Annotated in this window: 12 protein-coding genes, 2 tRNA genes and 1 pseudogene; 6 read left to right on the top strand and 9 right to left on the bottom strand. The window is 37.2% G+C overall.

The window, feature by feature from the left end; genetic code table 11:
- Positions 1 to 53: 53 nt before the first annotated feature.
- Positions 54 to 287: a hypothetical protein gene (locus BMW64_RS11500; RefSeq protein WP_090000098.1), complete on the top strand. Its 234-nt coding sequence runs from the start codon at positions 54 to 56 to the stop codon at positions 285 to 287.
- Between the two features lie 18 nt (positions 288 to 305).
- Here the strand turns inward: BMW64_RS11500 and BMW64_RS11495 are convergent, their stop codons facing one another.
- Both BMW64_RS11495 and BMW64_RS11490 read right to left on the bottom strand, forming a co-directional pair.
- On the bottom strand, positions 306 to 1397 hold the full coding sequence (locus BMW64_RS11495; RefSeq protein WP_090000097.1) for an acyltransferase family protein: 1092 nt from the start codon (positions 1395 to 1397) through the stop codon (positions 306 to 308).
- 106 nt (positions 1398 to 1503) lie between these two features.
- On the bottom strand, positions 1504 to 2391 hold the full coding sequence (locus BMW64_RS11490; RefSeq protein ID WP_090000096.1) for a neutral zinc metallopeptidase: 888 nt from the start codon (positions 2389 to 2391) through the stop codon (positions 1504 to 1506).
- 181 nt (positions 2392 to 2572) lie between these two features.
- On the opposite strand from BMW64_RS11490, the pseudogene rplU reads away from it, so the two are divergent.
- From rplU to BMW64_RS20680, 3 genes and pseudogenes are all read left to right on the top strand, one after another.
- Positions 2573 to 2935 (top strand): annotated as a pseudogene (gene rplU, locus BMW64_RS11485) (50S ribosomal protein L21); the annotation flags it as partial.
- A gap of 55 nt (positions 2936 to 2990) precedes the next feature.
- Entirely contained in the window at positions 2991 to 3248 is a 258-nt protein-coding gene (gene rpmA / locus BMW64_RS11480; protein ID WP_072963606.1) for a 50S ribosomal protein L27, read from the top strand.
- A 126-nt stretch (positions 3249 to 3374) separates the two neighbouring features.
- On the top strand, positions 3375 to 3560 hold the full coding sequence (locus BMW64_RS20680) for a bacteriocin-like protein (protein ID WP_042720246.1): 186 nt from the start codon (positions 3375 to 3377) through the stop codon (positions 3558 to 3560).
- 39 nt (positions 3561 to 3599) lie between these two features.
- Here the strand turns inward: BMW64_RS20680 and BMW64_RS11470 are convergent, their stop codons facing one another.
- From BMW64_RS11470 to BMW64_RS11450, 5 genes are all read right to left on the bottom strand, one after another.
- Positions 3600 to 6128: a DUF5686 family protein gene (locus tag BMW64_RS11470; RefSeq protein WP_090000095.1), complete on the bottom strand. Its 2529-nt coding sequence runs from the start codon at positions 6126 to 6128 to the stop codon at positions 3600 to 3602.
- Positions 6129 to 6361: 233 nt separating this feature from the next.
- Positions 6362 to 6435 (bottom strand) — tRNA-Asn (locus tag BMW64_RS11465).
- A 195-nt stretch (positions 6436 to 6630) separates the two neighbouring features.
- Positions 6631 to 6704 (bottom strand) — tRNA-Asn (locus BMW64_RS11460).
- Between the two features lie 69 nt (positions 6705 to 6773).
- Positions 6774 to 8255 (bottom strand): RIP metalloprotease RseP, encoded by a 1482-nt coding sequence (gene rseP, locus BMW64_RS11455; RefSeq protein WP_090000094.1) that lies wholly within the window; start codon positions 8253 to 8255, stop codon positions 6774 to 6776.
- 104 nt (positions 8256 to 8359) lie between these two features.
- Positions 8360 to 8800 (bottom strand): DUF6646 family protein, encoded by a 441-nt coding sequence (locus BMW64_RS11450; RefSeq protein WP_090000136.1) that lies wholly within the window; start codon positions 8798 to 8800, stop codon positions 8360 to 8362.
- A 104-nt stretch (positions 8801 to 8904) separates the two neighbouring features.
- Here BMW64_RS11450 and BMW64_RS11445 point away from each other — a divergent pair, with 104 nt between their 5' ends.
- Positions 8905 to 9657, top strand: a complete 753-nt coding sequence (locus BMW64_RS11445) for a nitrilase-related carbon-nitrogen hydrolase (RefSeq protein ID WP_090000093.1) — start codon at positions 8905 to 8907, stop codon at positions 9655 to 9657.
- 60 nt (positions 9658 to 9717) lie between these two features.
- Here BMW64_RS11445 and BMW64_RS11440 read toward each other — a convergent pair whose 3' ends face one another.
- Positions 9718 to 10017 carry a thioredoxin family protein gene (locus BMW64_RS11440; RefSeq protein WP_090000092.1) on the bottom strand — a complete coding sequence of 100 codons (300 nt, stop codon included), beginning with the start codon at positions 10015 to 10017 and terminating at the stop codon, positions 9718 to 9720.
- Positions 10018 to 10027: 10 nt separating this feature from the next.
- Complete coding sequence (locus BMW64_RS11435) at positions 10028 to 11437, bottom strand: MBL fold metallo-hydrolase (protein ID WP_090000091.1); 1410 nt, start codon at positions 11435 to 11437, stop codon at positions 10028 to 10030.
- Positions 11438 to 11706: 269 nt separating this feature from the next.
- On the opposite strand from BMW64_RS11435, the gene BMW64_RS11430 reads away from it, so the two are divergent.
- Positions 11707 to 13233 (top strand): helicase HerA-like domain-containing protein, encoded by a 1527-nt coding sequence (locus BMW64_RS11430; protein ID WP_090000090.1) that lies wholly within the window; start codon positions 11707 to 11709, stop codon positions 13231 to 13233.
- Positions 13234 to 13279 lie beyond the last annotated feature (46 nt).

The raw sequence follows: 13279 nt of genomic DNA, 5'->3' as shown, positions 1-13279 counted from the left end.
TTGATGGTACTTTTTTTGTTATTGTTTTAAAACCAATTAAAAATATAAACATTATGGAAACAGTTACAGCTATTAAAAGTAAAATGAGTGCTTTACTTGCATTTGTATTTTCGGTATTCATGTCTATTTTTTCGTTTGCACAAGATACCGCCGGCGGGGTAGTGACTACAGAAAACAGCACAACCACCACTACAGAATGGTATGCCAACCCTGTGTATATTATTGGCGGGGCTATCGTTCTCATTATCATTATAGCGCTGATTGCGAGAAGCGGAAGAAGAGACTAATAAAACAATAAAAAACTGCTATTTAATAGCAGTTTTTTTTCGCAATATTTCCAAAATATTCCATCCAAAGCCGTCTACTTTCTTCAGGATAGCTGAAATTCCAAATGCCAAAAAAACATTAATGATATAAATTAGTATCATTAGAATCCACCAAGGCATATATTCTTTTAAAGTAACCACCAGAAAATAAACCAGTGAAGAACTTATTCCCTGAGCGAAGTAAAAAAATATAGCATTTTTACCAATATATGTTACAAAGCTTTCTTCCGAAATTTTTAATCGATTATAAAAAACAAATAACGTCACCAAAGAAAACATCGCCCAGATAATGTACGGAATTTTAGGAGGGAATTTATTTCTGTTGATCTTATAAAATATCTCATTTCCATAGTACCAAAACATCCATATCAATGCTGCTGCTACTAAAGCATACAGAACCGGAATAATTTTACCGGGTATTTTTTTGCCTTTCATTCTATTGCCAATCAGAAAGACAGCCATATAAAATGCAACATAACCTACCTGTCCGTCAGGATATATTTCAGGGAAAATATTAAACAGCAGTGTTAAAGCAATACATAAAGCAATAAACCAGTTGATATGTCTAGGGAAAAACCGTAAAATCAATACTCCGAAAACCGTCAGAATAAAATAAACTTTCAGATACCAGAAACTTCCCATGACTACAGGAAAAGTATCTGCATTGGTATATTGGTGAAGATACCAGTTGCCGAGATTTTCCCATTGAGGGGTTGTTGAAATACTGTTAATTGTATATTTTGATCCAAAGGTGGAGTAGAAATTCTTTAGCCATTCCAGAGAGAAAAAATTCAGTCCGAAAATTTTAAAGAAATAATCCATAAAAAACAGAAAGGTCACAAAAATCATGTACGTGATCTGCAGTTTCAGTAATCTGTAAAACGTTTTCTCAATATTGGAGCCTGAAGTGATTCCGCTTAAAGCATAAAATAGGGCAACATCAAACACCAGAGAAAATACTCTTACTTCTGCCGGAATATAAAATTGTCCGGACCAGAAAGCTGTATGGATAAATATAATGGATAATGTGGCAAGTCCTTTTGCAAAATCAATGTAAAGATCTCTTTTCATTTATATATAGATAATGCATCAAAAGTAAATAAACTTTATGAATATTTTTAAAAGAAAAAGAGACAGGAATTTCCTGCCTCTACGAAAGATATATCGAAAATGAATGTTATTTTAAATCTTTGAATTCTTCTGCTGAAATTTCTCCGGTCTGAATTTTCTTTAGTTCGTCAAGATATTGGCTCATGTACGCATCAAGTTCAGGATACTGAGCGTTTTTGGCTGTTTTATAAGTTCCGTTTAAAACACCCTGATAATAATAGAAGAAATTATAATCAAAAGCTGATGCAGTAAGATCATATTGTCCCAGCAGGAAGCCTAAACGAACTGCAGATCTTCTTTGTGGCGGCGTTCCGTGATGTCCGGGACTTGTTGTCTGATAATCTCCGATGCTCTGTGCAAATTCATAAGCTGCGGCAATCTGGCTGAAACTGGTCTGGTTGTAACCGTTTGGTCTTCTTAGATAATAGCCTGCAAATCCATCTGCTTCAAGTTCATTGGGTCTTGCTGTAGATTCACTCACGGAAGGAAGTCCGAAAATATATTGCAGCTGATGACCGTATTCGTGAGCCAGGATCATTGCGTTGACAATATCTCCGCCTTTTGATTTGGCATCGTAATAAATAGCATATCCATAATAAATCTTGCCCGTTGAATATGAAATCGCATTATACGTAGAATTGTAATTCGACGGATCATTGACAAATCGAAGCGTTGGGTTACTTCTTCCCCACATGCTTGCAATTTTTGTCATTTGTGAATTCATAAAATTAGTATCCGTAGAATTCTGTAAAGATGTCAGTAAAACTGATGAAGAACTCCAGTACTGATCGACGTAATAGCAAACTTTTTCAAGGTCGTTGGGCTGATCGATTTTCTGGCTTTGTGTCTGTTGCTCAGTGGCTGCAGGAGTTTCCATTGAATCGTCATTACATGCTGATAAGAATAGAGCAGCAAATGCTCCCGCGATGATGCGGAAATTAAAGTTTCTTTTCATATAAAATATTTTTGGTGTAAACGAAGTTATTACTTTTAACGATAATTGTTATCACTTTATTGTGATAAATTATTCGAAACATAGTTAAAATTTTAATTAAAAAAAGATTTGGTTGAATTTGAGAAGATTAGAAAATAATTCTTATATTTGCACCTCGAAATAACTAAAAATTTTATAAACAATGTTTGCAATTGTAGAAATAGCAGGGCTTCAATACAAAGTTGAGCAAGACCAGAAGTTGTTTGTAAACCGTTTGTCAGGAGACAAAGGAGGTAAAGTATCTTTTGATAAAGTACTTCTTACTGTAAACGGAGCAATCACTGTAGGCGCCCCAGCTGTAAGCGGAATCACTGTAGAAGCAGAGATCCTAGACCACGTAAAAGCTGATAAAGTAATCGTTTTCAAAAAGAAAAGAAGAAAAGGTTACAAAGTAAAAAATGGTCACAGACAATCATTAACTCAGATTCAGATTACTGGTATTACAGGATTTGAAGGAGCTAAAAAAGCAGAAAAACCTGCTAAGAAAACAACAAAAAAAGCAGATGCTGAAGCTGCTGAAAGTGCAGAATAATTGTTAAACCAAAAAACCTTAAAATAAAATGGCACATAAGAAAGGAGTTGGTAGTTCCAAAAACGGTAGAGAATCTCACTCTAAAAGACTAGGTGTGAAGATTTTCGGTGGTCAAGATGCTATTGCTGGTAACATCATTGTTAGACAAAGAGGTACTCAACACCACCCAGGTGCAAACGTGGGAATCGGTAAAGATCACACTTTGTTCGCTCTAGTAGACGGTAAAGTAGTTTTCACTAAGAAAGCAAATAACAGATCTTTCGTATCTGTAGAAGCAAACGCATAATTTAAGCGTTTCATAAAATTACAAACCTCGGCAATTTTGCTGAGGTTTTTTTGTTTTAATCAAATCATAATCAGAAATGAATATATTTCTTATATTTAGCATCGAATCAAACAAAATTTAACTGATATGAAAAATTTAAAGAAAGTCAACAGACAGGAACTAAAAAACGTAATGGGTGGAGCCACTCCTGATCAGGGATGTTTACCGTGTGATGTGTATTGTAGCATTCCGGAAGGACAGAGACCGCCGTGCAAAATCGTTTACATTGTAGCGCATTGCAACGGATGTAAAAATTATCCTTCAGAATCTTAAACAATAAAAAATCTCCTTTACGAAGGAGATTTTATTTTTTTAGAACCCAACCTGGAATCCTGCTTTTACGCCGAATGTCGAAATGTTGGGACGGTCAAGGTAATTACCACGCCAGTTGAAGTCGACCCTGAAAATTCTTAGATTTCCAAAACCAATATTTTCGATTCCGAATCCATATTCATAATAAATATGCTCACTTGGCGCAGAATATTTAAATCCTTCGACATTGATTGCTTTCGATGCATTGCTTAAAGTTCCGTAAGCTCCTCGGATAAAGGCAATTTCTCTTAATTTTAATTTTTTGATTAAAGGGATAAAAGAAAGTATTTTACCGTTAAAATGATGTTCCAAATGAAGCGTTGTGTAGGTGTCGGCAACGAATTCATAATAGTTTAACTGGGCAAAAGTATTTTGAGCAAGGCTGTACGATTGGTTTCCCGGAATAACGTTCTGTAACGCCAAAGGAACAGTGTCAAAGTTTTTCCCCGCCTCAAAGCTGACCAGCGTTTTTCCCCAACTTCCAATTAAAACCGGTTTATAGAAAAGGAACTGGAGTTTGTTATAATTAAAATCCGATCCGAATAATCCTTCAACACCTCGGGTATATTTTAAAACAATTGTTGGAGCTAATGTTCCATGCTCATAGCGGTCGATTCCGGTTTGTGAGAACTTTGCGCCGGGTCTTGCAACTAAGCTTAACGTAAAGTGTGAATCGTTCGTCGTTTTTCGAAGTGCACCATCTTTATAATACATCAGACTGAAACCGTCAGGATTTGCGGATTTGATGCTTTGCATGGTGCCGTCAAGCCTGATCTGAAAGTTTTTCCAAGGTTCTATAGAGGTAAAAATATTGGTTTGGTTAACCGAACTTAATGATGCATTTTCTCCTCTTGCAAAAATTGTTGATGAGGCAAATGTTCTGGCCATGATCCCGTCATCATTCGTCAATTGTACCCCTAATTGTAAGATGTCTCTTCGGGTTCCGGCTCCTACAGTGAATCGGTTTACCCTGTTAAACATAAATCTTGCTTCAGCGCCATATTTTACCTGCTCGTCTTTGAAACCGTAAGCGGTATAAAACTGCACTCTCCATGGATCATTTCGTGTGAAATAAGTTCTTGCGCCTAATCGTATTCTGTCTCCTTCTACCTCGTTTTTCCCGTAAACTGAGAAGATAGGGCCTATATCAATACCTAATTTTTTCACATTATAATAACCGGAACCCAACGTTTCATACAGCTTTACAATTCTGTTGAATTTAGGGGTTTGCTGAAGCTTGTCCAGCATATCGTAAATCCCCTGCTCGGTTTTTGATAAAGAATCGGGTCTTGCTTTAAGCCAGTAAGCATCATCCTTATCTGTAAAACTATCAGAATATTCTTCCTCCGTTCTTTTAAATACTTTGTCTTCCAAAGGTTTATTAAATTGATATTCAGAGTAATCGACTGATCTCTTGGCAACAATACTTTTTGCGGTTTTCTTTTTCGAAAAAGGCGTCATTTCAATTTCTGTGACGAATTTTCTGGGTAGAAAAGTATTTTCATCAGGATTGTCGTATTCCAGTTCGGTGGAAATTCCATTTATAAAATTAACATTGATTTTTTGGGTCGATTTTAAAGTAGCTCCCAGAACGGCATAGCTGTCTGTGTCAATATAAAGATACCCCTGAAACGCCAGAACTTCCGTTCTCTTAGGCTGATACCTTATTTTAAAGGCATTTTCTCCCCGAATGGAAATGGTGTCCACCAAATTATAATCATACGTGCTGAAGCCTGTTTCTCCTACAGGGCTTGGAAAACCAATGTCGAAATAATTTAAGGTATTATCATAAATGTTAATATCCCGGTACAGGTTTTTAGCGGTCAGTGTTACGATCTGGTTGTCCTGGAAACCTGAGGTTTTTTGAGCGACCAACAATCTTTTTGTTCTTTTGGAAGGTCTGTTTTCTCCATAATTTTCGTAAACGGCTTCATTAAGAAATACGGGAAGCCCGATTTTTCCGCTTGCAGTAGAGTCCTTATAATCAAAGATGAATTCAAGCTTATTGAAGATTTTTTTCTTCATGAAGGCACTGTCCAGATTATTGGCGTCAAACTGAATTTTCTCATACTCCTTGTAAGTATACGTATCAAATTTATCCAGACCGTTATTTCTTTTTCTCGCCCAGACTTTCTGCATGATTGCGTAAGCGGGATTTTCCTTTTTGTTTTTATACTTAGGTCTTTCGTTGTGGATGACGACCTCCTGTATATTGCTTTCTTTTTCCTGAGAAAGCTTTACAAAAATATTCGTTGCATTTTCAGAAGTTACATTTATGCTTTCTAGGGAATAGTTTTTCCTTAAAAATTTTAATTTGTAAATAATGCTGTCAGACTGAACGGCAAAGTTTCCCGAAGTTGTCGTTAATGCAGGCTTATTGCTTTCATTGATAAATACATCGACACCGGTGAGCTCTTTATTTGTTTTGGCGTCTACGATTTTTCCGGATGCTGCATTTTGAGCGCATACAAAATGTGATAAGAGGATAAAAATGAAAAGGGGATAATATCTCGAGTTGTTAATTAACATTTGTTGTTCTTCAAGCTATTGCATAAACAAAAATTATGCAGATTTATTGTAAAAGATTTATAATATTTAAATTTTTAAGACATTTAAATACAAAACTGCAAATGTAGTGAAATAAGGTGGTTATTCAGAGGGTGTAAATGCTATTATTTATGAGTCAAATTAACAACGTGGTATTGAAAAAGATAGTGTTATGTTTAAAATAAAAAAGACCTACATTTCTGTAAGTCTTTCTGCTCCTCCTGCTGGGCTCGAACCAGCGACCCTCTGATTAACAGTCAGATGCTCTAACCAACTGAGCTAAGGAGGAATTTCCTATTGTTTTAGTGCTGCAAATATAAAAGGAATATTAATATCAAACAAATTTTTGGTTTAAAAATAATGAGAATTTTCCTGTAACAATGGGCAATGTAAGCTATATAATTATTTTTCAGTTAATTAAAAATGAAAATATTTTAGTAAGATTTAAAATAAAAAAAGACCTACATTTCTGTAAGTCTTTTTGCTCCTCCTGCTGGGCTCGAACCAGCGACCCTCTGATTAACAGTCAGATGCTCTAACCAACTGAGCTAAGGAGGAATGTCCTTTGTTTTAAGTGGTGCAAATATAGGACGAATATTTATACCCTGCAAATATTTTTTTAAAAATTTATAAACTTCCGGTTAATGCCTTAAATATATCGCTTCCGAAAATCAGAACCATTAATCCCAATAAGAAGATAACTCCCACCATCTGAGCGTTTTCCAATACTTTTTGAGGAACTGGTTTTCCCACAATCATTTCATATAAAGTAAATAAAACGTGGCCGCCATCCAATCCCGGAATCGGAATTAAATTCAGGAAGGCTAACCAAACCGAGAACATTGCCGTAAAGCCCCAGAAAGCTCTCCAGTCAATAGATACGCTTCCATCTTTACTTTGATCTACAGGCATATTTTTGATGATCGCAAGTGGCCCTCCTACTTTTTTATATCCCTTTACTTTCTTGTTGAAAACCAACTTGAACTGCTTGATCTGATACGTCAGACTCTCAATCGTCAGAGTGAAACCTCTTTTAATGCACCCAATGAAGTCATAATCATTGTGAACATAATATTTTTTTATCTCTTTAAATGATAAGATCCCGATCGCTCCCTCCTTTGAAACAGGGATTTTAAGATCGGTTACCTGATTATTTCGTAATACCTGGAAATCCGTTACTTTTCCTGCGTTGGGTGTTACCAAAGGCTTTACTTCATCATAGTAAGCAACCGGTTTTCCGTTTACGGCAAGAATCTTGTCTCCAACCTTTAAACCGGCATCCATTGTCGATTTTGTAACAATGGTGTCTACTATGGGAGTCATTCTCGGAGTGAGGAAAGATCTTGGTTCAGGATCGTTAAAAGCAAGAGCCTTTCCGTCGTCATTCGTTGGGAAGGTTACTTCTTTTCCGTTTCTCAGAACAGTAATTTCATCACTTAATAAAACATCCAGTGCTAATTTTTTAAAGTCTTTTTGGGTTTTTCCGTCTACGCTAATGATCTTGTCACCATCCTGGAATCCCATTTTTTTTGCCGCTTCCGTATAATGAAGCGGTGTAGTGATTTTATTGGCATCAAAAATATCTTCTCCGCCGTTGCCCATTAAGGCAGAAAAAATAACCCACGCCAGGAAAAAATTCACGGTAACACCACCCAGCATGATGATCAGTCTCTGCCATGCCGGCTTTGACCTGAATTCCCAAGGCTGTGCAGGCTGTTTCAACTGCTCCGTATCCATGCTTTCGTCTACCATTCCGGCAATTTTCACATAACCTCCGAAAGGAAGCCAGCCGATACCGTATTTTGTTTTTTCGGGATGTTTTCTCCAGTCGTTATCGGGAAGCTTTGATATGTCGATGGGGACTTCTTTCTTTTCACCGTTTACTTCAATAGTTTCGGAATCCGGAAGATTTTTGGAAAGAAATTTATATTGCCATTTTCCATTGATTTTTTTCATTGAAAAAATGGAGAACCAGGGGTCAAAAAACAGGAAAAATTTTTCTGCTCTGGTTTTGAACCACTTTGCCGGTAAAAAGTGCCCAAGCTCATGAAGGACTACTAAGATAGAAATGCTCAATATAAATTGAAACAGTTTGATTGCTATTTCCATTAATGCTTTTGTATGTTAATTTGCAAAGGTAAGAATTCTCAAAACTATGCCAAATAAAAAAGCCTCCCGAAACGAGAAGCTTTGTCATATAATGTGATGATTTATTACAAATTAATAGAAACTCCGAGACTGCCATTGTTGCCGACTTCCGCAAAAACTCCGATTCGCTCTGAGAAAAAGTATCTCGCACCGATGTGAGCGCCAAGACCGAAATCTTTCCCGACAACCCCTACGTCAACGCCAGGATAGATGTCAAGCTTTTCGGGAAGCTGTAATGCATCTTTTAAGTGAAAATTCAATCTTCCGAAAACAAAAATGCGGTTGTCATCGTCATTGTCTTTATAATTGCTGAAATAGGCATTCAGTCCGGCCCCTACGGAGATCAGTCCATTCAGTCCATAGTCATAAGTTCCTGTAATTCCGGTTCCGTATCCCCAGGCGCTCAAACCGGCATTGATTTTCTGGTCACCCTTTCCGGTCCAGGCTTGTGCGCTGGCTGTTGCTCCTGCAAAAATCAGCATCAGCATAAAAACCAATTTCTTCATAATATATTCTTTTATGTTATTATTTAAAAAAAAATTATCTGCAACAAAGATAGAACTGAAATCATCTGAAAATCGTATTTTTAATGAAGTTTTTAACAAAGTTTATGAAAATCACAGGACTTAATTTAGATATCAGCTGGAAAAACAAAGAGCAGAATTTTCAACAAATTGAAAAAGAATTACAAAATCAGCAGGCAGACATTTTTCTTCTGCCCGAAATGTTTTCGACAGGTTTTTGTATGGATGCGGCAGAAGTTTCAGATAAAAATCAGGAATCATTGGAATTTTTAAAAAAATTGGCAAAAGAACAAGACGCAGTGTTCTGCGGAAGTGCTCCTGTAGAAGAAAATGGAAAATTTTATAACAGAATGTATTTTGTTGCTCCTGATTTAAAAACAGATTTCTACGATAAGCGACATTTATTTTCATTTTCCGGGGAGGATAAAGTGTACACGCCTGGAAAAGAAAGGGTGATTGTACATTATAAAGGTTTCCGGATTTTGCTGCAGGTATGTTATGATCTCCGTTTTCCGGTATTTGCCAGGAATAACGATGATTATGATGTTATTTTATATGTGGCCAACTGGCCCGAAAAAAGAGTTGAAGCATGGGAGCATCTTCTGAAAGCGCGGGCGATTGAGAATTTATCCTTTGTTTTCGGACTCAACAGAATCGGAACGGATGGAAATAATCTTTTCTATAAGGAAAGTTCCCATTGTTTTTTTGCCGACGGAAAAGAGATTTCAGAAAGGCAAGGAAATATTGTTAATGCGGAATTAAATTTAGAAGAGTTGAATGATTTCAGAAATCACTTTCAGTTTTTAAATGACCGCGATTCTTTTTCAATTGAATTATAAGATTGAGGTTAAGGCTAAGGTTCAGGAAAATATCTCAACCTCAACCTCAACCTTACTTCATTAAGCATATTGTTGTAAAAGCTGCGTCAGCGTATTGACATCGTGTACGCCGCTTTCTTTCCATAACATTTCTCCTTTTTTAAATATCGCTAATGTTGGAACGCCCCGCACGCCATATTGCGCCGCTAATGCAGGGTATTGGTCGACATCTACTTTGATGATTCTTGCGCCTTCACATACATTTTGTTTTACGGTATTGAGGACCGAAGACTGTACTTTGCAAGGCTGGCACCATGTTGCAAAAAAGTCGATCAATACAGGTCTTTCAGAGTCTATAATTTCCTGGAATTTTTGTGACATAGCTTATATTTTATATAGTTTTTGACTGGCAGACAAAATCCGAAGTCGGGAATTTTTCTGTTTTTTTAATGCCGTTGAAACCTCCTTCAATCTCAGTGAAATTTCTGATTCCGTGAGAATTAAGAATGCTTGCGGCGATCATGCTTCTGTATCCGCCTGCGCAATGCAGGAAAAAGTGCTCAGAATCATCAATTGTATTTACCCAATCGCTGATTATATCCAAAGGCCTGTTGTAAGCATTGTCGATATGTTCTGCAGAATATTCTGAAATCTTACGCACATCGATTACTTTAGATTTTTCTGTAAACTGTTCTGCGAATTCTGCAGGGGATATTCTTTTTACTTCGTCGGTTTCTTTACCGCTGTTTTTCCATGTTGCAAATCCTCCTTTTAAGTATCCTACCACATTATCAAACCCGACTCTGCTTAATCTGGTAATCGCTTCTTCTTCCGTACCTTCTTCAACAACCAATAATAAAGGATGTTTTACATCAACGATTAATGCGCCTACCCACGGCGCAAAATCGCCTTTCAATCCGATATTTACAGAATTCGGAATAAATCCTTTGTAGAATTCTGCAGGACTTCTTGTATCTAAAATTAAGGCGCCGGTTTCTTCCGCATAATTTTCAAAATCCTCAACAGCAATTGCTGTCAAGCCTTTATCCATCACAGCATCCAGACTTTCGTAGCCACCTTTGTTCATGGCTACATTCATCCCGAAATATTTAGGCGGCGCGGTCAGTCCGTCAAGAACCTCTTTTACAAACGATTCCTTATCAGGCTGATTGAGCGCATAATTTGTTTTTTTCTGGTTTCCCAAAATATCCACTGTTTCTTTCTGCATGTTTTTTCCGCAAGCAGAACCGGCTCCATGTGCCGGATAAACAGTAATGCTGTCGTCAAGCGGAATAATTTTGTTCTGCAGGCTGTCATATAAAATTCCTGCAAGATCTTCCTGGGTAAGATTGGTAGCTTTTTGCGCAAGGTCAGGTCTTCCCACATCTCCTAAAAATAAGGTGTCACCCGTGAAAATAGCTGTTTCCACGCCGTTTTCGTCGATTAGAAGATAAGTTGTGCTTTCCATCGTATGACCGGGAGTATGAAGAGCTTTTATTTTCACTTTTCCTAACTCGAAAATCTGATTGTCTTCTGCGATAATGGCGTCAAATTCAGGCTGTGCTGTGGGGCCATAAACGATTGGTGCTCCTGTTTTCTTACTCAGATCCAGGTGTCCCGAAACAAAATCTGCATGGAAATGCGTTTCAAAAATATATTTTAATGCTACGTTGTCTTTTTCCAGACGGTCGAGATAAGGTTTAACCTCTCTTAAAGGATCAATAATTGCTGCTTCATTTTCAGATACGATATAGTATGCGCCCTGAGCAAGACATCCTGTATATATTTGTTCGACTTTCATTAGGTGGTTCGTGACTTTTTTAATGTTTAAGATGTACAAAAATCGTGTTTATTTTTTTAAAAAATGCTAAATTAAAAAATCGATAACAATAGAATAAATCTATAAAGTCTGTCTTTTTTTTATCACAGCCTTTCAAATACACTTTGATATAAGTTGAAAATTGAGGTACTAAGTTAGCTATAAATGTTAATATCTGGAATTTAAATTAATCTTGAGAAAAGCGACGCTCTCATATTTCTAAAAAATTTTATATTTATGTAAAAAATCAAATGGCAGATAAAACACAATTTATTAATGAACTGAATGCAAAATATACTCCAAAAGGAGAACATATTATTCTGGGAAAAGGGATGCTGGATGGGGAAGTTGTTCCAGAAGTAAATATTACAATTCCTTTAAAAACCATAAATCGTCACGGGCTCATTGCCGGAGCTACAGGAACGGGAAAAACCAAGACCCTGCAGGTGTTTGCTGAGCAGCTTTCCCACGCAGGAATTCCATCTCTGGTGCTTGATATCAAAGGAGATTTCTCGGGAATTGCCGAAGTAGGAAAAGAAAACCCTGTTATTCAGGAACGATATGCAAAGACGCAGCTGCCTTATAATCCACAACCTTTTCCTGTAGAGCTAATGACGATTTCAGGAGAAAGAGGAGTGAAATTAAGGGCCACAGTTACGGAATTCGGGCCTGTTTTATTAAGTAAAATTTTACAGCTGAATGATACGCAGCAAAGCATTATGGCTATTGTTTTCAAATACTGTGATGACAAAGGATTGCCTTTAATTGATTTAAATGATCTCAAAAAAGTTCTTCAGTACGTTACGGAAAATCCTCAGGGTAAAGCTGAACTTTCTGCGGATTACGGATCGATAGCCTCTTCTTCATTAGGGGCAATTCTGAGGTCAATTGTTGCGTTGGAACAGCAGGGAGCGGCAAAATTTTTCGGAGAATTAAGTTTTGATGTTCATGATTTGCTGCAGACAAGAGATGGAAAAGGAGTTGTCAATATTTTGAGAGTGGCGGATATTCAAAGCAAGCCACAATTGTTTTCTACGTTTATGCTTTCTCTTTTTGCGGAAATTTACATGACTTTTCCTGAAGAAGGAGACAGTGGCAAGCCGAAACTGGTTCTCTTTATTGATGAGGCACATTTGATTTTTGATGAATCTTCCAAAGCATTGGTTTCCCAAATCGAAACAATGGTAAAGCTCATCCGCTCAAAAGGAGTGGGAATCTACTTTATTACTCAAATTCCGGGAGATGTTCCGGAAGCTGTTCTTTCTCAGTTGGGATTAAAAATTCAGCATGCATTGAGAGGCTTTACGGCAAAAGATAAAAAAGAAATTTCTAAAGCGGTGGAGAATTATCCTACAACAGCATTTTATGACGCTCCGACATTGATTCAGAATCTTGGAATCGGAGAGGCTTTTGTAACCGCTCTTGACGAAAAGGGAATTCCTACCCCTTTGGTGCATACTTATCTGATTTCCCCGGAATCAAGAATGGACGTTCTCAACGACGCAGAGATTTCTGAGCTGACCGGCAAATCTGCTTTAGTGGCTAAATACGAGAAAGTTATTGACAACGAATCGGCATATGAGATTTTAGTAAGAAGAATGGAGCAGGCTGCCGGCGAAGCGCCTTCAAATCAAAAAACGAAGCCTGTAAAAGAAGAACCCGGAATGTTTGAAAAAGTTCTGCAGAGTAAAGCGGGGAGAACGTTTACAAGCACATTGATGCGGGAAGGTGCAAAAGCAATATTGGGCATGCTGGGACTTGGCGGCAGAAGAAGGTGATTCGATTAGCATAAGAGATTGTAGACAGATTCAAACTGAATTTGTT

It is taken from the genome of Chryseobacterium taichungense (assembly GCF_900109935.1).
Taxonomy (GTDB): Bacteria; Bacteroidota; Bacteroidia; order Flavobacteriales; family Weeksellaceae; genus Chryseobacterium; species Chryseobacterium taichungense.
This window is presented reverse-complemented; position numbering and strand designations above follow the sequence as displayed.